Origin of the sequence: Alistipes montrealensis, assembly GCF_018362775.1 — a bacterium.
GTDB classification, from domain to species: domain Bacteria; phylum Bacteroidota; class Bacteroidia; order Bacteroidales; family Rikenellaceae; genus Alistipes; species Alistipes montrealensis.
In genome coordinates this window covers 106,414-129,719 of sequence record NZ_JAGYXY010000007.1, presented here as the reverse complement: position 1 = coordinate 129,719, position 23,306 = coordinate 106,414, and the positions used below count along the sequence as shown (strand labels likewise).

Genomic DNA, 23,306 nt, shown 5'->3' with positions numbered 1-23,306 from the left:
TATGAAAATAAATATGTGGAAACTGTTGTTTGCAGCCCTGATCGCATCGACCGCCATGGTCGCCTGCAAGGATGAGCGCAACAACTACATGGTAGACGATACGATCTCATTTCTCGCGACAGACAACCAGCTTATCAATGTAGCCCTGTATAATGAAGAATGTGATCTGACCGTCATTAAGAGCGGCAAGGGACAAACCGGCGCTACGGCGCGGCTGGAGGTTTCGGAAGCTGCGCTCGAAGCGTACAATACGGCCAACGGCACGGACTACAAGGCCCTGCCGGCAAACTACGTGACATTCTCTCCGGCGATCAAGTTCTCCGAAAAGGATATCCGCAAGACGGTTAAGGTAACCTGGGACGACGAGAACATCAATTCGCTCGGAGAAGGAAACTATGCCGTCGCAATCGAATTATCCGTCGACAACAACGCGCTGGAGGTTCCCGAAGCCCGCAAGGTAATGATCGTCAGCATGGCATGGTCGCACCTGGGCATGGAAGCGGATGTAGCGCCCGTGTTCAGCCCGGCCGCTTCGCGCGAAACCGCGGTCTACGAAGGCCCCGTCACCATCGACAACCCGATCTCGGTGATGGATATTACCGTCGACTACGAAATCGACAACAGCCTGATCACCGCTTATAACGACGCGAACGGAACCGACTACAAGGCCGCTCCCGCAGACCTGGTTTCGCTGGCCGCGACATCGTCACAGCTCGAGGCCGGCAAATCTTCGACGGCGTTCAGCCTCCAGATTCTCTCCGAAAAATTGTTCAACGGCAACGAACTCAAGGCGGTCGACGAGAATCAGTATCTCGTACCCGTACGCATCAAGTCGCTGTCGAACGAGGCCATCGGCATCAGCCGCTCCGTCATGTACGTGCCCGTATCTTTCAACAGAGATGTGAAAGGCCCGTGGACGTTACTCGAGGGTGAAAACAACTGCTATGGCAAGGATCCTAACGCTCCTGCATGGGCATTAGGATATACTGCGAACAAATTGTTCGACGGCATATTGACCGCCGGCGGCGAATGGATCTCCTCGTGGGACAACGGCCCCATCTCATTCCCGATGACCTTTGTCGTAGATATGGGCAAGGCCCGCGTGTTTACCAAGTTCCTGATCAGCGACTATACGACTCACCAGGGCAACTACCGCGAATACGAAATCTACATAGCAGACAAGTATAACGGGGCAAGTACGCAGTGGACACTCGTCGCCGACGGGAAGCGCGATTTCAAAGGCTGGACCGGCACGATCGAGACTTATGATTATCCAGTTAAGACGATGATCGCCGGTCGTTACCTGAAGTTCATAATCCTAAAACCAGAGAATCCGCAAACGGGCGATTATCTGAATGGACGCGGTAAATTGGCCGACGTTCAGGGCATGGGCTTCTAACGACTGATTTTCAATAAATTAATCCCGTTGTGAGTCTGAAAAAATTTCACAGCGGGATTAATTCGTACAACATGAAACACGACTCATTTTGCGTAAGTTATATTTCGTTGCACTGGTATTGGCTGTGGCGATGGGGTTCCTGGCGACATCGTGCACCGGCACGCGCGTTGTTAAACGCTATCCGTGGGAAGAGGCTCGGAAAAGCCTTGCGACTACGACCGACGCCATTTTGTGTTATGGTGGCAGCCACCACCGGACTCCTTATTTATGGGATCAGGCCCGGTTGGCGCCGCTGGTCACCTACACCGATCCGGCAGGCCGGGAACACTGGCTTTTCGACGGATTCATTTTCCTGGAATTCCAGGACACCAACCGCCCCGACAATGCCCGATATGCGTTTGAAACAGGCCAACTTCGCGACACGGGCGTCTCAGCCGGAAAAGCGCAGTGGCAGGAACTGATCGATTACTATTTCAGGCCGGGAAACGGTGTGGATGCACTGGATAAAGCCGTCAAAGAGGCCACAGGACGGTTGGGCAATGCCCCGGCCAAACGCCGCGTGATCATGGTCCTCCCGGATCCGGTGATCTACGAACACTACATCGACACGACCTCTTCGACGACCTATTGGGGCGAACTGGACGGCCGCCGGCTCGATTTCAGCAAAAACGAGGACCGCCTCGCCGCCTGCAAATGGTATATCGACCGGGTGCGTGCCGCATTTGCAGCCGGAAATTACCGATATGTCGAACTGGCCGGTTTTTACTGGCTGCGCGAGATCGTAACCCGGCCGCAGGATACGGCGTACAGTTACTTCCTGACACGTTCGGACATTCTGCTGCCGCACGTCGCCGACTACCTTCACCGCCTGAATTACAGTTTCAACTGGATTCCGTATTACGGTTCGCGCGGCTACGACGTGTGGCCGACATTCGGATTCGACCAGGCTTATCTGCAACCCAACTACTACTGGAAAGCAGAGCACGACATGGAGAAAATCTTCGACCAGATCGCGCAATACGACATGGCGATGGAGTTGGAGTTCGAGCCTACGCTGCTCCACGCCCGGGAGGGAAGCGAAGCCTTCCGGAAGCGGTTCCGCAGCTACATGGAATATGCAAAAAAGCGGAACATATACGGAACCAAGCCATTCGCCTATTACCACGGGACCAACGGATTCTACGACCTGTGGGCATCCCCGGACGAGGTAGACCGGGAACTCTACCACGAACTCTGCCGGTTCGTGATCGGGAATCCGCTGCGGCAACAACCGAAATAAAAACCCAATAACGACAAAATACACAATGACGACCCAACGATTTTTAACGATGTTCCTGTGCTGCGTTTCATTCTTCTGTTGCAGCAAGAGCGCCTTCGGAGCGCAGCGAACCCGCCAAGCCACCACCGAAGCGGCGGACCCCGAGATGTATGCCTGGGAGCAGGACCGCAACGGGATACTCTCCTTTTCGGACCTGGTGCTGTGCTACGGAGGCAGTACGCACCGGACGCCTTACAGGTGGGATGAACAGCGGTTTGCGCCGTTTGTCGCCTATACCGACAAACAGGGAAAGGAACATTGGCTGTTCGACAGTTTCCTTTGTCTCGAATTCCAGTTGGGATATACCTATGCCTACGAAGTCGGACACCGGGGCTACACTTCGGCCGGAAAACCCCAATGGCAGGAGCTGATCGACTACTGGTTCGACAAGGACAACGGTATAAATGCGCTCGAAGAGGCCGTGAAAGAGGCTGCGCAACGCATGGGAACGCCGCCGTCCAAACGCAAAGTGATTTTCAGCTTCCCCAATCCGGTCATATACAGACTCTACGACAAGACGAACGAATCGACGGTCTACTGGGGCGAACTGAACGGCCGGGAGCTGGACTTTTCGGTCGGCAAAGACCGCGTAGACGCCTGCAAATGGTTCATCGACCAGGTACGCCGGAAATTCGACGAAGCGAACTACCAATACGTCGAACTGGCCGGGTTCTACATCATTTCGGAAGAGATCGTCGTATCGCCGGCGGTCGAGGACGGCTGGAACCACGAGCTGAAGCGGTCGGAGGAGGTTGTTCCTCCGGTTGCGGAGTACCTGCATGCCCTCAACGAATGCCTCTGCTGGATTCCCTACAACCGCGCCGGGGGATACAAACGGTGGAAACAGGTAGGCGTCGACTACGCCTATATGCAGCCCAACCATTTCTGGGACGACAAGGGCGAACGGCCTCTTCCCCGGTTCTTCTCCGATATCAAGGCGCACGACCTTGCAATGGAATTCGAATTCGACGAAGCGCTGCTGGAAGGGAAACCCAACTGCGACGTGTACAAAAAACGCTTCCGGGAATATATGTCCAACGCCAAATCGGAGGGAATCTACGGCAAACAGCCGCTGAGCTACTATCACGGGACCAACGGGTTCTACGACCTGTGGGCGTCCCCGGCCGAGAAGGACCAGGAACTCTACCACGAATTCTGTCAGTTCGTGATCGGAAACCCATTGCGGAAATAAAAATCGGATACCGGCATGACAACCACAAGATTCATAACAATGCTCCTGTGCTGCGTCTCATTCATCTGTTGCAGCAACGGCAAAAGCGGCGAGGACGAGGGTTTGCAGCCCGCGATGAGCATGAAGATACTGACCTCATCGGCCTCATCGGTGACTCTGCGCGTAGAGAGTGTGAACGCCTCGCACTACCGCATCCTGTGCGCGGCGACCAACGACGAATCCTCGCGGACGGCCCGGCAGGTCTTCGACGAGGGTAAAACCTACACCGGCAACAGGATCGTAATCGACGGGCTGTCGAAACTCACGACCTACACGGTCTTCGCCGTAGCCTGCAACGACAAAGGCGACTTCGGAACCCTGCAATCCGTTAAATTCACCACCGAAGCGACAGACCCCACGATGTACGCCTGGGAACAGAGCCGCGGCGGAATCCTCTCCTTTTCGGACCTGGTGCTATGCTACGGAGGCAGTTCGCACCGAACGCCTTACCGGTGGGATAAGCAGCGGTTCGCACCGTTCGTCACCTATACCGACAAGCAGGGAAAGGAGCACTGGCTGTTCGACAGTTTCCTGGCCATCGAGTTCCAGGTAACCAGCAGCGTCGACAGCAAGCCCTACTCCTATATGGTGGGATTGAAACTCACTTCGGCGGCAAAGCCCCAATGGCAGGAGCTGATCGACTACTGGTTCGACAAGGACAACGGTATAAATGCACTCGAAGAGGCCGTGAAAGAGGCCGCACAACGCATGGGAACGCCGCCGTCCAAACGCAAGGTCGTCATGATCATGCCCGATCCGATCATTTACAGGGAGTACGCCGACGAATCCGCATCGACGGTCTACTGGGGCGAACTGAACGGCCGCACAATGAATTTTGAAAATGCCCAAGACCGCACAGCGGTTTACAAGTGGTATATCGACCAGGTGCGCAAGAAATTCAATGAAACAAATTACCAGTATGTCGAACTGGCCGGGTTCTACATCATTTCGGAGGATCTCACCACGCCGAGCTACGGCTGGAACAATGAACTGAAGCGGTCGGACGAGATTATTCCGCCTATTGCCGAATACCTCAACTCGCTCAACGAATGTCTCTGCTGGATTCCCTACAACCGGGCTTCAGGATATAACAAGTGGACCGATTTCGGTATCAACTACGCCTACATGCAGCCCAACCATTTCTGGGACGATAAAAACGAGCACCCTCTTCCCCGCTTCTTTTCCGATATCAAAGCCAATAATCTGGCGATGGAATTCGAATTCGACGAAGCGCTGCTGGAAGGAAAACCCAACTGCGACGTGTACAAAAAACGCTTCCGGGAATATATGTCCAACGCCAAATCGGAGGGAATCTACGGCAAACAGCCGCTGAGTTACTACCACGGAACCAACGGGTTCTACGACCTGTGGGCGTCTCCGGCCGAGAAGGACCAGGAACTCTACCACGAATTCTGTCAGTTCGTGACCGGGAATCCGCTGCGGAAATAAAATTCAACGTTCAATATTGTTATGAAAGCCTTTAAATACTTTGCATTTTCCGTGTGCTTGGTACTGTTTGCCGGAAGTTCCGGAACTGCCGCCGCACAAAACTACCAGACGACCGACATTCAGGACCTCGCGCTGATCTATCAGGGCGGGAAACACCGGCTGGACTGGACGGTCGACGAATTCCGTCCCTACGTCGCACACCGATTCCTCGACGGTTCGAAACATTGGCTTTTCGACGGATTCCTGTTCCTCGAATTCAAAAACGGCTCGGGCCGCTGCTACACCGTCGGGTATGAGAAAGAATTTGCCCGCAAACCCGAATGGGAGTGGCTCCTGGACCGCATCTTCGACGAGGGCAAGTCGCTTTCCGCGCTGGACCGATGCATCGGCGAGCAGATCGCAGAGATCGGCAAACCGGCGTTCAGGCATAAGGTCGTGCTGGGACTTCCCGAAGCCGTGCGCGACCAGAAAGACTGGGGCGAACTGGATGGCCGCAGGATGGACTTCTCGAAAGACGAAGACCAGATCGCCGCGACCAAATGGTATATCGACCAACTGATCGCGCGGTTCAAAAAAGCCGGGTACAAACACCTGGAGCTCTCGGGCTTCTATTGGGTCGCCGAAGACACCAACCATTGCGGCGACCTGACCGTCCCGCTCAGCGAATATATCCACGCGCAGAAGAAACTTTTTTACTGGATTCCCTACTGGCAGGCCAAAGGCCACGAGGACTGGAAACGCCTGGGATTCGACGTGGCTTATCAGCAGCCCAACCACTTCTTCAACAAGTCGATCCCCGACAGCCGCCTGGACGAAGCCTGCGCCGTTGCCCGCAAAAACGGCATGGCGATGGAGTTCGAATTCGACGAGCGGGCTACCATTGCCGCCCCCGATACGTTCTATGACCGGATGCTGGCCTATATCGACCGGTTCGAAAAGAACGATGTCTTCAACGCATCGGCCGTAGCCTACTACTGCGGCAACCGCGGTGTACTAACGCTTTTCGAGTCGAACGAACGCAAAGACAAGGTCATCATGGACCGGCTGGCCCGTATCATCTATACGCGCCAGGTGATGAAATACGGATTGCCCGTCAAAAACAAAACCCGCGTGGTGGCCCACCGCGGATTCTGGCATACCGACGGTTCGGCGGAGAACTCCGTTTCCTCGCTGTTAAACGCCGACAAACTGGGCGCCTACGGTGCGGAGTTCGATGTCTGGATGGCTGCGGACGGCAAACTGGTAATCCACCACGACGACAAACACGGCAGCTATGAGATGGAGAAAAATCCCTCGACCGTACTGACGACGCTCGAATTGGCGAACGGCGAGAAAATCCCCACGCTGGAACAGTACCTGCAGGCCGCCCGGAAAACGAAACTCGAACTGGTACTGGAGGTCAAGCCCCACGCTACGCCCGAAGCCGACGCCGAAGCGGTCCGCAAGATCGTGGAGATGATCGGCAAATACGGACTCGCAAAGCGCGTAACCTATATTTCGTTCTCGTTCCATGCGCTGAAAGAGTTGGTGCGCGTGGCCCCGGCCAAAACCCCGATCATGTACCTGGGCGGCGGCACGCTGCCCGAAGACCTGAAAAAAATGGGGATGACGGGATGCGATTTCAACTACTGGGTTTTCCAGAACAATCCGACGTGGCTCCATTCGATCAAATGGCTGAAAATGGCTTCGAACGTCTGGACGGTGAACAACCCGGTCGAAATGTTGTGGGTGATCGAAAACGGGTTCGATTTCATCACCACCGACCGTCCCGACCTATTCCTCAGGCTCGTCCGGTGACGCCACGCCAAAAACGAAAAAAAATGAGACACCGAATTTTACGCTGCCTGCTGATCTGCTGTCTGCTCCTGCCTGCGTCCGCCTGCGCCGACAAAGGTTCCGGCGAAGAGAACGGCAGCAACGGCGGCAATGCCGACGACGGCAAACGCCCCTATTCCGAGATGATGTACGTCAAGCGCCAGGGCGACAACCTCTACATTTCGGCCAAAATGGACGCTTCGACGGATATCCTCTACTGGTTCAAGCGCTGCCTGTTCAACGAAGTCTATACCTTCTACCGCGTGGGAACCCGTCCCAATACGGACCGGACGCCCACGACCCGCCCGGAAAGCGAACCCGCCGAGGTGCTCAACCTGGCTTACAGCGACAATATCGGCCCGTTCAATATCCAGGGCGGCGGCTGGTGCGGAGCGAACCACAAATACATGGAGCGTACGGCCCGGACGGCCTACAACAAGAGTTTCAGCATAACGGTGGACGGGCAGCCCCTCGAAGGCGACAAGGCCGTATGGAGCCGGCAGAGAATAACGATCGAGGCGGAAAACGTGATTCTCGACCCGACGCATCCGTACAAAAACGCCAATAATGAGGAGGAACTGCGCGATGAGCTGTGCCACGAGTTCGCAACCTACCGGATCTTCCGCAACAACATCGACGTGACGGTACGCCACGATTTCTGCTGCAAAAATCCGGTGACGATAGCGATTTACTACGGCATGCAGTCGATGTTCGCGAACAAGACCCATTTCGCCACGCCGGGCGGGGCTTACAGCAACTGGACACCCCCTCCCGCAGCCGGGGAATCGTCATTCACCAAAGCCGACTACCCCGATTTCCGACGATTCGTGGAGAAAAATACAAAGGCTTACCAGTCGGCATATCTGTTGCCGGACGGGTTGGGCGACCATAGCTGGCTGGCAGATGCCGACGTAATGTTCATCTGTGCATCCTACGGCAAAAGTTACCACAAGCTGATTTCGAACAAACCGATCCAAAACGGCGATGCGATCGACTGGCGCGGCGTTTACACCTGGTTCGCAACGCCGATTGCCGACGACGGCGACATGCTGTGCTACGAAGGAGCGGTGAACGGATATCCGGCGGTCTTCATCGACACCAAAAGAGCGTGTGAAAAAAGCATAACGCTGCCTTCGTACCTCGATCCGGAGAAGTACGAAACGATCGGCCCGAACGGAGGAATCCGCATCACGCCCGGCGGAGCCGGGAAGCTCCTGATTTCGGCCGATAAGGCCGGCGGATGCGTCCTGTCGTTCTGCAAGTGACCGAGCGCCCCCCCTGCCGGGAACAGCCAAAGAAAGAGGTCGACGGCAATCGTCGACCTCTTTCTTTGTGCAGATACCGGCCCGCAGGCTATTTATGACGCTTGGATCCCGTGTGTTTGAGCGCAGCGCCGATCACCGGCTGCACGATCGCCTCCATTACATCGTAACCTGCCTCCGTGGGGTGAACGCCGTCGCCGGTATAGGCGGCGATCATTCCCCCGTCCGGCTCGGCCATCGGCGTGTGGTAATCGACATAGGGAATCTTCTCCTGCGCGGCATAGGCACGAATCATCCGGTTCAGCTCGATGATCTTCGGAGCGGGTTCCAGCCCCTTGTGCCAGCCGAAATCCCGGGCAGGCAGCAGCGAACAGAGAATGGGAGCGATGCCGTTCGCCCGCGCCAGTTCGACCATCGAAACGATGTTGCCGAAAATGTGCGGCAGCGAGATATAGCCGTTATTCTGAGCGATGTCGTTCGCACCTCCGCAGATCACCACGACCTGCGGATGCAGGTCGATGACATCGGCCCGGAAGCGCACGAGCATCTGCGAAGTCGTCTGGCCGCTGATGCCGCGGCTCACATAACCGTTCGAAGCGAAGAATCCGGGGTGTTTGCCGATCCAGCCCTCGGTGATCGAATTGCCCATGAAAACCGCTTTCGGCGCGGAAGGCTGTTCCCGGTTCGCCTGTTCGAACCTGCTAAAACCGGCCCAGTCATTCTGGGCATGCGCATCGGCGCAGATCACAATGCCGGCAAGTACGGCAACGACAGTCAATAGTTTTTTCATCTTATGCTGATTTTATTCGATTGCCCGCAGCGGCATCTCCCAACCGGTGATCGTTGCGATGTAGGGAATTACCGCCGCGGCTATTTTGCGGTGTCCGCGGTAATTGGGGTGATAGCCCGCTCCCAGATCTGCATCCATGTCGTGAATCTCGTCGAATTGCAGGATACAATGCAGGTTCTTATCGTTCAATCCCTTGATAATCGTTCGGGCGAAATCGTAAAACGGCCCGGCGCCCTGCGGCACGACGTAAAGGATCGGCACGTCGCCGTATTTTTCACGCAAATTGCCGCACATGCGCCGGAAAGCCTTCCCGAACACACGCTCCGAAGGCACGATGTCCGCACTCAGATCGTTGGTTCCCAACTTGATGACCACAATATCGGGTTTATAGCCCTGAAAATCCCATCGGGAATCGGCGACCTCGTCGAACGTGCGCATCATGCGGTCGGTCATGGTCATCTCCGAAGCCGCTTTCGGATCGCCCCAATTGCGCACGATCCCCCGTCCCGAATGAGCGATCAGCACGTAATCCGCATCGAAGTAGCGGGCCGTAATGCAGGCCCAGGCCAGGTCGCAATTCTCGGTCCGGGGCGTAAACGGCTCGCGGGGCGACAGCCCCTCGGTTCCGTAACCGCAGGTATGCGAGTCGCCGATAAACTCGATCAACCTCCCCGGTGCGGGCGGCGGCGCCAGCAGCCTGCCGTCGGTCTCTATCGCGTAGAGCGTCGTTCGCCCCTGCTCGGCTTCGGTCCGCTTCTGAACCGTCACGGTGTGCGGTCCGCGGCGGAGTTTTCCGGCAAGCGGGATGACAGAGGTCCCGCCCTCGACCGTCACCGTGCCATAGAGCTTGCCATCGACGAAGACATTGTAGTAGTTACACCCGGTGTCCGAAGCGCGCATCGAGCAAGCCGTACCGTCGAAACGGAACGAAAAATGGCTGCCGCTCCAATCGAACGACAGGCTGCCGGCGGCGTCTCCGGCGGCACGCCCTACAAAGCGGACCAGCTCCGAATCCGCCCGGCAGGAACGCGGCCCGCCGTCGGCCGCACCGGCCCCGGCCGACAGGAACAGCGCGACAGCAAAGAACAGGACTTTCATAGCCGGATTATTTTACGTACGGACAAATCTTGTCGATCCAGACTTGATAACCGTCGGCCTTGAGGTGAATCCCGTCGAAATGGTATTTTTCGGGCAGTTGTCCGTTCTCGGCCATGCTGCTCCAAATATCGATGTATTGCAATCCGCGCGCTGCGGCGGCCTTTTGCAGCAGGGCGTTGAACTCGGCGATACGGACATTCTTGCCTTTGAGCGATTCGCCGCGCGACTCGTCGACGGGCAGTGCGCTCTGGATGTAAACCTTCGTGCGGGGAGATTTGTCCGCAATGATGTCGAGCATCCGCTCATACTGCCCGAGCAGGTCTTCGTTGCTGATATCCGTGAACACCAGATCGTTCACTCCTGCCATAATAAAGATGGCGCGCGGCTGCCCTCCGACGATGGGGTCGAGGCGGGCGAGCATCCCGACGATACGGTCTCCGCCGATACCGCGGTTGAGCACCCGCTTATCCGGGAAATACTCGGACCAGAATCCGCGTTCGGTGAGGCTGTTGCCGAGCATGACGATATTACGGCGCGTTACGGGCACGAGTTCCTCGACATTGCGCTTGGTCGTGTAGTAGTCCTGGGCAGAAACGGCTGTCGTCAGCAGGGCGGCCAGCAGTAAAAAAATCATTTTTTTCATGATCGGATGGTTTATTTGAGATTTCCTTCAAAATCGATGTCCCGCTCGAACGGATGCAGCGCCTCGTCGACCATGCGGGCCGCTTCGCGCCGGGTCAGGGGCGTCGTATCGGCGCTCGGGGCAATCCGTCCGCCGGCCCTGCGGAGCAGGTCAGCCGCCGAAGCCGCCGTGAGGGGCGCCGGGTCGTCCTCGACCGCGATCTGCGGGGCATAGTCGTGCAACCCCAGCGTAAATTCCCCGACCGATACCGTCCGCTCGGGGTAAAACCACGAACGATTCGCCCACTGGTAGGGTTCGCCCGTCATGCGCAGGATGCCCGTGGAAGCGATACGCTGCAACAACCCGAAATCCGGATCGTCGGGCTTCACGTCATAGAGCGGCTGAAGATAAGCTTTCTGGGCCAGCAAGGCAGCCTGAAGCCGCCGTACGGGGACTTCGCGGGGCGTACAGCCGGCCTTGACCGCAAGGGACGCCAGCGTCCCCGCGGCCTGTCCGGTAAGCATGACGACGGGCTGCACGCGCGTCGACCCGTTGATCAGGTTCGAGACCGAGATCGCTTTGTCCGAAACGATAAGATTGTCGGTTCGGGCCGGAATCATCACTCCCGCCGGAACACAAAACGACGGCACGGGCAGGAATGCGATGCCGGGAACGTCGGGACGGCATTTGTGGTGATGGTCCACCGGGTAGTCGCCTACCGAAATACCCGTCCGGTAAAGCGGCGCAGGCCGGTCGTAACGTGCCATCACGTCGTCGAAAGTCAGCATGACGACCCCTTCCGCCCGGCGTCCCTCGCGATGGTAAGGCAGATAGGCCAGTCCGTCGGGAGTGTCGAATTCGTCGTCGGCGATACCCAGGTTGCGGTATCCCAGTTCGGTCTGGATGTAATAAATGAAACGCAGCGTCTTTTCACGCGCCGGACGCAACGCGGCTTCGCGCCGTTCATACGGCAGTTCGACGACATTGAGGTAGATGTCGTTGCCCTTGGTCGGCCAGTTGATCATGTACTTGCCATTGGGCAGGCGACCGTAGGTAATCACCATTTCGGGCGGAATCGGATCGCCGACAGCCGTCGCATTACAACCGGAGAACTCCGCGGGATCGTAGCCCTCGGGGCGCGGGATCGTCCTGTCGGTCCCGGGGCCGTAGTCCTTGAGAATCGCAGTGACCGTCAGGTCCTGTACGATATTGCGGGCCTTCTCCGGGGCCAGCGACTCGCCCGTCAGGCCGCGCGAATCCATTCCCAACCGGTAAAGCGTACCGCTCAGGGGAAGCGCGTCGCCCAGGTCGGTGGCGTCGACGGTGACTTCGGCCGAAACCTCCAGCCTGTTGCCGGCTTTGTCGACGAACCGCGCCCCGGTGACTTTACGGCCGCGCCTGAATACCTTCACGGGGCGGAATCCGTACTCGACCGACAACGCCGGTTCGGCCGCAGCCATGGCTTTGAAAATACTGTCGGCGACATGGGGTTCGAAGAGCGTATTGCTCACCCATCCGGTAGCCAGAGCCGGGGCTCCTCCGTAATGGGCCCGGAGCGCCTCGCGGAATTCATTCCACAAGCCCGAAGGCAGATTGGCATTGCCGTCGACGGCCGGAACGCCCTGCGCCGTAAACATTCCGCCGAGCATCGGCGTGGATTCGACGACGAGCGTCGTCACCCCCTGCCGCGCCGCGGCAACGGCCGCTGTCGTGCCGGATGTCGTACCGCCGATAATCAGGACATCGACCACCCGACGGGTGGTTTTGGCGGCTGCCGACAGTGCGAAAGCGACGGTTACGACCAATACGGCCGCGAGAAGGAATCCTGTACGTTTCATGCTTTTGACTTTTACGAATGAAACTCGCGGCTCAGGTTCGGGCCGCGAGTGAATTGAATTTGTATACAGGCCCGCCTACTCGCACTGTTCCAGAATTTGCCATATCTGGTACATGCCGCGCGGGACGTGGAAGCATCCCTTCCATTTGCCGCCCTTGAGCGGAAGCAGCACCTCGCCGCGGCGGTTCAGGTAGCCGAACCATTCGGGGTATTCGGAATCTTTGAAGTGTGTCCACATATATTCGTGCAGTTTCCCGAACCAGGCCAGGCACGCTTCGTTGCCCGTCATCCGGTAGCCTTTGATCATCGTGATCGCCGACTCGATATGCACCCACCACAGTTTCTGGTCCCATTCGAGCTGCTGCTGGGGATGGCCCAGCCGGTCCATGAAGTAGAAGATGCCGCCGTACTCCTTGTCCCAGCCGTATTCGATGGTCGACAACGCGATCTTCACGGCTTTGTCGATCAGTTCGGGACGGTTGAGCCGCTTACCCAGGTCCATGATGAACCACATGGCTTCGAGCGAGTGTCCGGGATTGATCGAACGCCCCTCGAACGAGTCCACCAGCGAATTGTCCGCCGCCGAGACATTCTCGACGATCAGCCCCAGGTCGGGTTGATAAAACACGTCCAGCACCTCGTGCAGACAGGTTTCGACAATCTGGTCGATGAGCTTCGGATCGATCAGGTGCTCGATTTCGAGCGAGAGGTTGCACAGGATCATCGGCAGCGCAAAGTCCTTCATCGGACGCGTGCCGGGGTGGCCCTTGCTCCATTTGCCCTTGGGATTCGAGCGCTTTTCAAGCACCCGGTCGAAGGTCTTCCTGGCAATCAGGGCGTACTCTTCGTTGCCGGACGCTTTGGCCAACTGCGCAAAAGCCATCGTGGCGAAGGTATAGGAAAAGATGTTGTAGGGATCGACGATCGGCTGTCCGTCGCGCGTGAGCGAGAAGTACCAGTTGTAATCGCCGTCATGCCCGTATTTCCGGAGGAACTCGCCGCCCTGAACCGCACAGTCCAGCCACTCCCTGCGTTGTTCCACCTGGTTGTAAAGCATCGAGAACATCCACACCTCACGGCCCTGCAGCCAGATGAATTTATCCGTGTCGTAGACGCTTCCGTCACGATCGAGGCAGGTGAAATAACCGCCGTACTGTTCATCCTGCGAGTGCTCGAGCCAAAAGGGCAACACACTGTCCAGCAACTCCGACTTATATTGATCGGCTAATTCTTGAAAATTCATCATATTACTATTCGGTTAATTTCGAGGTTGTTAAAACCGCGATGAAAACATTGGTAAACTATTTCTGCCAGTACTTTTCGATCTCTTCGAGCGAGCGCCCCGTGGTTTCGGGAACGGCCTTCCAGATAATCAGGATATAAGGAACGCACATGGCGGCGAAGAGGAAGAACGTACCTGCGGGGGTGAGGTTTTCGAGCATCCACGGCGTCAACTGGCCGATCAGGTAAGTGCCGATCCACAGGGCGAGTCCGGCGATCGACATCGCCAGCCCGCGGATGCGGGTGGGATACATCTCCGAAAGCAGCACCCAGATTACGGCGCAGATCGACACCGCGCAGCAGAAGATGTAGGCCAGGAAGAAGATCAGCAGGAACGTACTGGACACACCCCATGCCGCTCCCCACAGGAAGTAGAGCCCGATGCAGACCAGCGACAGGATCATGCCCGACACGCCCCAGTATACCAAACTTTTGCGCCCCACACGGTCGATAATCACCAGTGCCAGAACCGTAGTCAGCATATTGACCATCCCCACGAGTATCTGCGAAAAAAGCGAGTCCCCGCTCGAAAGGCCGGCGTTCTCAAAAATCGTCGGACCATAGTAGAGCACCGCATTGACCCCCATGAACTGCCCCAGCACAGCAATAAACACGCCGATCAGAACCGCCTTGCGGATACCCGGAGCGAACAGCATACGCCATTCCGACTTTGTCTGCTGCGATCCGGCGGCGCGCACGGCCGCGATCTCCGCCGAGGCGACTTCCGAAGAGCGGTAGATACGCTCCAAAACGGTATGGGCCCGTGCGTCGCAGTTGCGCAGCACGAGCCAGCGCGGACTTTCAGGGATAAAGAAGATGACGATGAAGAAGAGAAGCGCCGGAAGCGTTTCGCTTCCCAACATGCCGCGCCACATCTCCGTTACCAGGATTTTCTGCATCAGGGCGGATGAATAGACGGCCGTTTCGGCCGATCGCAGGATCAGGAAATTGACCAGATAGGCTCCCAGGAACCCGATCGTGATGGCCAATTGGTAGAGCGACACGAGCGTACCGCGCCAGCGCGCTACGGCGACCTCCGAGATGTACATCGGCGAGACGATCGACACGACGCCGATACCCACCCCGCCGATGATGCGGTAAATGACCAACTGCGCGAAATCGGGACTCAGGGCGCAGCCGATGCCCGATACGGTAAAGAATACGGCCGAGATAAGCATCGTCATCCTGCGGCCGAAACGGTCGCTGAGGATGCCGGCCACCGCAACGCCGCCGATCGAACCGACGAGCGCACAGCCGACGAACCATCCCTGCTGCATGGCGTCGAGTCCGAATTGGGCCGAAACCCCGGTCACGGTTCCCGAAATGACTGCGGTATCGTATCCGAACAGGATTCCGCCGATAGCGGCTACGACCGAGAGGAACGCAACGTAGCCTGTGTTTGTCTGTGATTTCATAGTAAGGCTACCTGATATTGAAGTACTCTTTGTAACGGTCATAGAGGTGTCCGGCCTGCAAATAGGCCGACTGCGGACTCATGAAGTGCGAGAACTCGAAGGTGATCGCCTTGTCGTACCCGGCGCGCTTGGCCGCTTCGAGTTTCATGCGCAGTTTGTCGAATTTGATCGGCAGGAATTTGATCGGCATATCGCGGTCGAACGACTCGGCGTTGGTCCAGCACTGCATACCGTATTTATCGGCCATCTTCTTGTTGACGGAGAAGAAAGCGTCCAGTTCGTCGTAGTCGATGTGTCCGTCCTGAAAGGCGCAGGCATCGACCACGTCGTGAATCCCGTCGAAAATCTCGCTCCACTCCTTCTCGTGCTGCTCGACCGACACCGCCTGTTCCTTGGTCAGTTGGCTGCCGCTCGCCATAACGGCTTTCTTGCCGTCGATCCACGGGGAAATGAAGGTCGGCAGTCCGCCGGAAACCGCTTTGCACTGACTGCCCATGGCACGAAACGCCCCGATAGCGCCTTTGGTACTGCGGCTGATCTCGCCGCTCAGATACCAGCCGCCGAAACTCCGATACTTTTCACCGTACATCCTCCAGACCTCGTCGATGACGTATTTATTATGCTCGACTTCACTCGACATGTCGCCCGTGTCCCAGTACCGTCCCGAGTCGTAGAGGCCGAAATAGAATTTCATACCATATTTCTGGGCCAGACGCAGGTACATATCGACCAGGTCGACCGAGGGCATATAGCATCCCTGCCCGAGCAGGTGGGGCGACGGATAGGTGATGAACTTGCGGTATCCCGAGCGAATCAGGATCACGGTATCGATGCCGACGGCTTTCATGTAGCGGAAGTCGGCGTCCCACTCCTTCTCGCCCCAGTTCTGGTGGGGAATATCGTGGGAAATCTCATCCAGGAATGTTCCCGAAATCTGTAATCCGTTCCCTTTGGGGACAATCAGACCGCCCGGGCCCGGGAACGCCTCCGCCGATTCGGCCTCTGCGGTTCCGAGGTTTTCAGACGCCTTGACCAGCCCAGGTACGGCAACCGCCGAGGCGGCAGTAATGGCAATTTTTTTCAGGAAATTCCTGCGGGTCGAGGTTTTCATATTGGGTTCCAATTTTATCGCACACTCAAAATAAAGTAAATTTTATCACTCTACAATGCAAATATAATTAATTTATTTACAATGAAGCAACCTTTTGCCTTTAAAATTCACGATCGAGCAAAAATAAATACGTTTAGCACAGGCAACCGGAGTTCGGCGTGTCATCCTAAGAAAAACCGGAGTGCATACCGACTTCCGTCAGCCGATTTTGCCGGTCCCGATCGGCGATACCGGTCCGCTCCGCGCCTGCGCAGGTGCGATCACGATAAAAAACCGGGACAGCCGAAAAGCCGTCCCGGGTACAGAAAATTTACCGGCCAGCGAATATGCCGCCGTTTTCTCCGCTACTTGAATCCAAAAGCGCCCTGCACTTTCTTCGACGCTTCCACAGACCCTTTGGAGTTATCCACGGTCTTCTGACCGTTGATGAGCATATCGGGCGAGCTGGACCGTTCGAATACGATGGCCGAAGCGCAGCCCGTATCCTTCATGACCTGCGCCGTTTCCGGAATCGTAAGGCCCACGCTTCCGTTGATCTGCTGTCCGCAGAATGCGATCACCTTACCGTGAGGAGTAAGTCCTATCGACGAGGTCGCATACCGGTTGACATCGGTGGGATAACCCCAGTTGATTCCCGTATTGCAGATCATCTCGTCGGCAGTCTGGATTTGTCCGTCCCACAAGATCATCAACAGGCCGGAAGCTGCATTCTGCGCGTCCCAGACCGTTCCTTCCTCCTTTTTCCGCTCGACATAGGTCGAACCCGGCTTGTAGGGGAACGCATAGAGTTTGTCATCGAATTTCTGCGACCAGGCCATCTTGTACACACCCTTGCTGTCCTGCCCCAGCGTGCCGAAAGGATAAAGCGCGCCTTCCTGCACGAATTGTCCGCCGCGGAAGATCAGCGGGTCTGCCGTAGATTCGATGCCGACCAGCAGGACATTCCAGGAGGGTTCCTCCGAAGCAAAGGTATAAATCGATTTCTTGTTATCCTTGCCGGCTCCGAGCGCTCCCATCGTCGATTTGCCCGGCGACATGATTGCGATGTAACCGATGCTCTTGGTGGCTGCATTGTTGAGCAGGTCTTCGTTCTTGTAAACTTTGATGTAGTTGGGAAGCGTGCCGTAGGACGAAGTCACGTTCGTCCAGCCCTTGCTCAGCAGCGGATCTGCATAATCTTTCACCTTGACGGTATAGTTGTAGTCTTCACCCTGATAGGTAACCACCAGTTTGCCGTCCTCGAGTTCGAGGTTGAACGTCTTGTCGGCGGGTGACTTAACGGAGGCGCCGCTCAACAGGCTGAAATCGAACGTCATGGCGTTGATCTCCATCTCGGGTTTGTAGCCGATCGTGATGAGCTGACCTTCGACCACCGCGTCGGTGTCACCGACCTTAGCCCCAACAACCGGCTGGAGGATCTCTTTAGGCGTCGCCGTCATCGTATAGGTCACCTCTTTCACGCCGTTGTGCAGTACGACCGAATAAGGAGCCGATAGATTGAGCGTCGAAGTGGCTTTGCCCGGGGTTTTCAGAAGCGCACCCTTGGTCATGTTGATCGTAACCGACACACTGGTCAGGTCGGACAACTCCTCGAATGCGAATTTGATGGTTTTGTCGGCATCGGAAATCACGGCATTGGCTGTTTTAGAGCCGTCGACCGCCACGACAGACGCAATCGGATTGGCAATCTCTTTCGAATCGCCCTCACCGCCGTCCTTATCCGAACACGAAGCGAGCCCTCCCCCTACCAGGAGGCCGAGCAATAAAGTCATCAGACTAAAATGTCTTTTCATAATTAAAGGTTTTTAGGTTACAGAAGGTTTGACGTTTTAATAGTATGTAGTTTCAGGTCCCCTTTCGCTATAAGTTTTTTCATTGGCAACGGCGCTACATCTTTTCGATGTCCTCAAAACAACATTTATTCATTTTGAAACAAAAATGTAACACCTTTGACACACAAACATAGTAATTATTTTTATCAATTATTCAATTTTGAATAAAATAAATAAACATATTTATCCAAATGGCAGAATTACCCGAAAATATCACACCCATCAAGCCGACACTTGGCAAAATCACATAACAACCATGAAAGGCCATTCGCAGAAATTTTATTTCCGCAAAACATTATTGCCGAAAAACAGAAGAATGAAGAGACACAACACATGCAACGGGGATGTCCGTACGGACATCCCCGTTTTCCGCACGGCCTATAAACAAAAGAGAGCCGGCGACAGGCCGGAAAACAAAAACGGGAACCTTGCAAGGTTCCCGTTTTTATTTTCTATAACAGCAGGTTGCGCACCGAACGCCGGATAATCAGCGACGGCGGCAGGTGCAGGTGCGAAGGCGCCGCACCGGGTTCGCGGATGGCGCGGATAAGCAGTTTCACAGCCAGCGTGCCGATCTCGTCCGTGGGCTGCCCGATGCAGGTGATCGCCGGGTCGAGGTAGTTGAAAAGCATGTTGTCGTCGAACGAAACGACAGAAATATCGTCGGGAATCCGCAGGCCCGATTCGTGGACCGCCTTCACCACCCCGAGCAGGATCAGGTTGCTCAGCGCGAAGATCGCCGTAGGCCGCTCGGCCTGGGCCAGCGCCAGTTTGGTCTCCAGATAACCGTTTTGTACGGAAAAATCTTCGCCCGTCACCACGATCCGATCGCCCAGCCCGTGTGCACGCAGCGTATCGCCGAATCCGCGCACGCGGTCCCGCACGGGCATCGAATGAGGCGTACCCTGAATACAGGCGATGCGGCGGTGGCCGTTCTCCAGCAGGTATTCGGCCGCCATCACCGCGCCGCGGTAGTTGTCCGTCGTGACGTATGACAGCATCCCGGCATCGGGCAGGTAGCGGTCGATCAACACCAACGGCATGCCGCCCTCCTGCACGCTTGCGAACAGCGCAGCGTCGTTGCCGCACGGCGCAGCGATGATTCCATCCACACGCCGCGCCAGCAGGGCCGACAATCCGTCCTGCTCGTTACGCTCGTCCTCCTGCGTGTCGACCACCACCACCTTATAGTTATAATTGCGCGACTCGCGGATCACCACGCCCGCAACATTGGCAAAAAACGAGTTTTCGATATTCGGAATCAGCAGGCCGATCGTATCGGTACGATTTGTGCGCAAACCCTTTGCCAGCAGGCTGGGCGTATAGTTACAGCGTTTGACCTCCTCCATCACGCGCGCCACGGTGCGCTGGCTGATGCGGTATTTGGCCGCATTGCCGCTCAGGACACGCGAAACAGTGGAAATCGAACATCCGGAACGTTCGGCGATGCTAACAAGAGTTTCTTTTTTCATTGTTTTATTTTCAGTTCACCCATGACAAATGTATGAAAAATATCGAAAAAGGAAAGAAAAATAACAAAATAATTTTGGAGGTTTCCAAAAAGTAATTATATTTGCGCAAACGATAAGCGCAAACAGAGCCGAAAAGATAGAATCCGAAAGCACAGACAGCCGCACCAGAGGCCATATGAAACATATCGCATAAAATTGATTTACGAAAACAAGAGGCGCAAAACGGCAAAAAGAGCCTTCGGAGGCCATCGAAAAACAACCTGAAACCCGAAAACAGCATTTCCCCCGAGCGGATGCGTCGTCCGAATCCTCCCGGGTGGAGAAAGCGTCAAAAATTAACCAACGATAACCGAACGATGAACAAGATTCTGGTAATTGGCAGCACCAACATCGACATGATCGCCTGTGTCAAACACCTCCCCCGCCCGGGCGAAACCGTCGGCGAGGCGCGCTTCATGCAATCCAACGGCGGCAAGGGAGCCAACCAGGCCGTAGCGGCCGCACGCCTGGGCGGCGACGTGGCTTTTGTCACGTGCCTGGGCGACGACGCCGGGGCCGCAGCCCTCCGTCAGCAATTCACCGCCGACGGCATCAACACCGAAGCCCTCTTCACAGCCAAGGACACCCCGACCGGCACGGCGCTGATCTTCGTCTCGCAGGACGGGGAGAACTGCATCGCCGTAGCCCCCGGCGCCAACCACAGCCTTACGCGCGAAGCGATCGACGCCGTGGCGGACCGTATCGCCGGGGCCCAATACCTGCTCGTACAACTCGAAATCCCGATGGAGACAGTGGCCTACGCCATCGAAAAGGCCTACGAAGCGGGAACCCGCGTGGTGCTCAACCCGGCCCCGGCCATGCCGCTGCCCGACGAACTGCTGCGCAAGGTCTACCTGATCACCCCCAACCGGACCGAAAGCGAAACGCTGACGGGAATCCCCGTACATACGGCGCAGGAGGCCTCGAAAGCCGCCGCCGCACTGCTGGCGAAAGGCGTCGGAAACGTCATCGTCACGCTGGGCGGCGAAGGCGCGCTGATCCGGACACCGGCCGGGGAGCAACTGATCCCGGCGCACACGGTCACGCCCGTGGACACCACCGCCGCCGGCGATGTCTTCAACGGGGCCCTGCTGGTAGCCCTCTCCGAAGGCAGCAGCCTCGCCGACGCCGTACGCTTCGCCTCGCGCAGCGCCGCGGTCTCCGTGACCCGCATGGGCGCCCAGACCTCGATACCATGGCGCGAGGAGTTGGGAACCCTCGCCTGAACCGAACGAAAACCTTAAAACTCAAATACTATGTTCGTTGTTAACAGCTACTCTTTGGCAGTCATCTTCTGCTTCATCACGATGCTCTGCTGGGGCTCGTGGGGAAACACCCAGAAACTCGCCGGCAAGACCTGGCGTTACGAGCTCTTCTACTGGGACTATGTGATCGGCATGGTGCTCTTCGCCGTCCTTCTGGGCTTCACGATGGGAAGCATCGGGACCGAAGGCCGTCCCTTCCTCGAAGACCTCGCACAGGCCCAATGGAAAGGGATCGGCAGCGTCGTCCTGGGCGGCGTGATCTTCAACGCCTCGAACATCCTGCTCTCGGCCTCCGTGTCGCTGGCAGGGCTCTCGGTAGCCTTCCCGCTGGGGGTAGGCCTCGCACTGGTGCTGGGCGTCATCGTCAACTACATCGGCGCTCCGAAAGGCGACCCCGCCATCCTCTTCCTGGGCGTTGCGCTCATCGTTGTCGCAATTATCTGCAACGGCATCGCCTCGGGACGGATGCGCAAAAGCGGCGATTCGGCGGCCCAAAACCGCAAAGGCATCGTGCTGGCCGTCGTGGCAGGCGTGCTGATGTCGTTCTTCTACCGTTTCGTCGCCGCCGCGATGGACCTCGACAACTTCGCAGCCCCCACACCCGGCATGCTGACGCCCTATTCCGCCATCTTCGTCTTCTCGGTCGGCGTACTGCTGAGCAACTTCGCCTTCAACACCTACGCCATGCGCCGGCCCTTCGTCGGAGCGCCCGTCAGCTACCGCGAATACTTCCGCGGCTCGCTGCCGACCCACCTCGTAGGCGTGCTGGGCGGCGCCGTCTGGTGTCTCGGCACGGCTTTCAGCTATATCGCCGCCGGAAAAGCCGGGGCCGCCATCTCCTACGCGCTCGGACAGGGCGCACCGATGATCGCCGCCGTCTGGGGCGTCTTCATCTGGAAGGAGTTCAGGGGCGCCGACCGCAAAACCAACACGCTGCTGGCCGTGATGTTCCTCTTCTTCATCGCCGGGCTGGCCTCGATCATCGCCTCCGGCGGCAACTAAAACCCAAAAACCGAAATGAAAACCTCACTGCTCCCCGCAGCGGCCGCCCTGCTGCTCGCGGGTACGGCCTGCGACTCCCGACCCGCAGCCGCAACGCCGGAACCGATCCGGCTGATCGTCGAGACCGACATGGGAAACGACATCGACGACGCACTGGCCTTCGACCTGATCTACAAGGCGATGGACGACGGCCGCGTAGACCTGCTCGCCATCGGCAACCACAAACTCAGCCCGACGGCCACCGATTACATCGACATCCTCAATACGTGGTACGGCTACCCCGGCACGCCGCTGGCCCAGTCGCCCACCCCGGTGTTCAACGACCACGCCCCCGACTACACGGCGGCGGTCTGCGCAATGACCCGGGAGGACGGTTCCCCGGCCTTCGCCCGGAGCAAAACTCCGGAACAGATCGAAGACCCCGTCGCGCTCTACCGCCGCACGCTGGCCGCACAGCCCGACGGCTCGGTAACCGTCCTTTCGCTGGGATTCGCCACCGAGCTGGGAAAACTGCTCGACAGCCCGGCCGACGCCGTTTCGCCCCTCACAGGCCGCGAACTGGTGGCCCGCAAGGTGAAACTGCTCTCGATCATGGCAGGCAGCTACGGCGAAAAACAACGCGCCGAATACAACGTCGTCAACGACATCCCCGCCATGCAGAAACTCTTCGCCGAATGGGAATCGCCGATCGTGCAGAATCCCTTCGAACTGGGAAAACAGGTCATGTACCCCGGCTCGGCCATCGAAAACGATTTCGGCTGGGCGGAACTTCATCCGGTCGTCGAAGGCTATAAGAATTACCACAAAATGCCCTATGACCGCGCGTCGTGGGACCTGCTGTCGGTAGTTTACCTGCTCCATCCCGAATACTTCACCGAAAGCCAGCCGGGAACCGTCGCCGTCGACGACAAGGGCATCACGCACTTCACACCCGACCCCGGCGGACGCCACAAGTGGCTGACCGCTACGCCCGAACAACTGGTCCTGCTGCGCGACTACATCGTCCAAACCACGACCCGCGCCCCGAAACACCCCAAACACTGACCCAAACACTTCAAGAACCTCGCA

18 protein-coding genes are annotated in these 23,306 nt (G+C 57.2%); 9 read left to right on the top strand and 9 right to left on the bottom strand.

Annotated features, from left to right (window positions below; all coding sequences use genetic code 11):
- Position 1 precedes the first annotated feature (1 nt).
- The 6 genes from KG007_RS12945 to KG007_RS12920 all read left to right on the top strand — a co-directional run bounded on the left by KG007_RS12945 (position 2) and on the right by KG007_RS12920 (position 8,477).
- Positions 2-1,399 carry a BT_3987 domain-containing protein gene (locus KG007_RS12945; protein WP_213349409.1) on the top strand — a complete coding sequence of 466 codons (1,398 nt, stop codon included), beginning with the start codon at positions 2-4 and terminating at the stop codon, positions 1,397-1,399.
- An 88-nt stretch (positions 1,400-1,487) separates the two neighbouring features.
- Positions 1,488-2,678 carry a DUF4855 domain-containing protein gene (locus KG007_RS12940; RefSeq protein WP_231839868.1) on the top strand — a complete coding sequence of 397 codons (1,191 nt, stop codon included), beginning with the start codon at positions 1,488-1,490 and terminating at the stop codon, positions 2,676-2,678.
- Positions 2,679-2,703: 25 nt separating this feature from the next.
- Positions 2,704-3,909 (top strand): DUF4855 domain-containing protein, encoded by a 1,206-nt coding sequence (locus tag KG007_RS12935; protein ID WP_249413359.1) that lies wholly within the window; start codon positions 2,704-2,706, stop codon positions 3,907-3,909.
- Positions 3,910-3,924: 15 nt separating this feature from the next.
- A complete protein-coding gene (locus KG007_RS12930) occupies positions 3,925-5,397 on the top strand; it encodes a DUF4855 domain-containing protein (RefSeq protein WP_249413358.1) in 1,473 nt (490 codons plus the stop codon).
- A 51-nt stretch (positions 5,398-5,448) separates the two neighbouring features.
- Positions 5,449-7,194 (top strand): DUF4855 domain-containing protein, encoded by a 1,746-nt coding sequence (locus KG007_RS12925; RefSeq protein WP_317194947.1) that lies wholly within the window; start codon positions 5,449-5,451, stop codon positions 7,192-7,194.
- A gap of 23 nt (positions 7,195-7,217) precedes the next feature.
- Positions 7,218-8,477, top strand: a complete 1,260-nt coding sequence (locus tag KG007_RS12920; protein ID WP_213349404.1) for a hypothetical protein — start codon at positions 7,218-7,220, stop codon at positions 8,475-8,477.
- 88 nt (positions 8,478-8,565) lie between these two features.
- Here KG007_RS12920 and KG007_RS12915 read toward each other — a convergent pair whose 3' ends face one another.
- The 9 genes from KG007_RS12915 to KG007_RS12875 all read right to left on the bottom strand — a co-directional run bounded on the left by KG007_RS12915 (position 8,566) and on the right by KG007_RS12875 (position 19,932).
- Positions 8,566-9,264, bottom strand: coding sequence for an SGNH/GDSL hydrolase family protein (locus KG007_RS12915; RefSeq protein ID WP_213349402.1), 699 nt, complete (start codon positions 9,262-9,264; stop codon positions 8,566-8,568).
- Positions 9,265-9,276: 12 nt separating this feature from the next.
- Complete coding sequence (locus KG007_RS12910; protein ID WP_213349399.1) at positions 9,277-10,362, bottom strand: SGNH/GDSL hydrolase family protein; 1,086 nt, start codon at positions 10,360-10,362, stop codon at positions 9,277-9,279.
- A gap of 7 nt (positions 10,363-10,369) precedes the next feature.
- Positions 10,370-11,005, bottom strand: a complete 636-nt coding sequence (locus tag KG007_RS12905) for a GDSL-type esterase/lipase family protein (protein ID WP_213349397.1) — start codon at positions 11,003-11,005, stop codon at positions 10,370-10,372.
- An 11-nt stretch (positions 11,006-11,016) separates the two neighbouring features.
- Positions 11,017-12,822, bottom strand: coding sequence for an FAD-dependent oxidoreductase (locus tag KG007_RS12900; RefSeq protein ID WP_213349394.1), 1,806 nt, complete (start codon positions 12,820-12,822; stop codon positions 11,017-11,019).
- Positions 12,823-12,897: 75 nt separating this feature from the next.
- Entirely contained in the window at positions 12,898-14,064 is a 1,167-nt protein-coding gene (locus KG007_RS12895; RefSeq protein ID WP_213349436.1) for an AGE family epimerase/isomerase, read from the bottom strand.
- 58 nt (positions 14,065-14,122) lie between these two features.
- Positions 14,123-15,517: a sugar porter family MFS transporter gene (locus KG007_RS12890; RefSeq protein ID WP_249413357.1), complete on the bottom strand. Its 1,395-nt coding sequence runs from the start codon at positions 15,515-15,517 to the stop codon at positions 14,123-14,125.
- A 7-nt stretch (positions 15,518-15,524) separates the two neighbouring features.
- Entirely contained in the window at positions 15,525-16,628 is a 1,104-nt protein-coding gene (locus KG007_RS12885; protein WP_195461591.1) for a DUF4434 domain-containing protein, read from the bottom strand.
- A gap of 344 nt (positions 16,629-16,972) precedes the next feature.
- Positions 16,973-18,421: a phosphodiester glycosidase family protein gene (locus KG007_RS12880; protein WP_213349390.1), complete on the bottom strand. Its 1,449-nt coding sequence runs from the start codon at positions 18,419-18,421 to the stop codon at positions 16,973-16,975.
- 491 nt (positions 18,422-18,912) lie between these two features.
- Positions 18,913-19,932, bottom strand: a complete 1,020-nt coding sequence (locus KG007_RS12875) for a LacI family DNA-binding transcriptional regulator (RefSeq protein ID WP_213349387.1) — start codon at positions 19,930-19,932, stop codon at positions 18,913-18,915.
- A 356-nt stretch (positions 19,933-20,288) separates the two neighbouring features.
- On the opposite strand from KG007_RS12875, the gene rbsK reads away from it, so the two are divergent.
- Genes rbsK through KG007_RS12860 form a run of 3 tightly spaced genes read left to right on the top strand, consistent with a single transcriptional unit; the run spans position 20,289 to position 23,282 of the window.
- On the top strand, positions 20,289-21,197 hold the full coding sequence (gene rbsK / locus KG007_RS12870; protein ID WP_213349384.1) for a ribokinase: 909 nt from the start codon (positions 20,289-20,291) through the stop codon (positions 21,195-21,197).
- Positions 21,198-21,227: 30 nt separating this feature from the next.
- On the top strand, positions 21,228-22,238 hold the full coding sequence (locus tag KG007_RS12865; protein WP_213349382.1) for a GRP family sugar transporter: 1,011 nt from the start codon (positions 21,228-21,230) through the stop codon (positions 22,236-22,238).
- 15 nt (positions 22,239-22,253) lie between these two features.
- On the top strand, positions 22,254-23,282 hold the full coding sequence (locus KG007_RS12860; protein ID WP_213349380.1) for a nucleoside hydrolase: 1,029 nt from the start codon (positions 22,254-22,256) through the stop codon (positions 23,280-23,282).
- Positions 23,283-23,306: the final 24 nt, after the last annotated feature.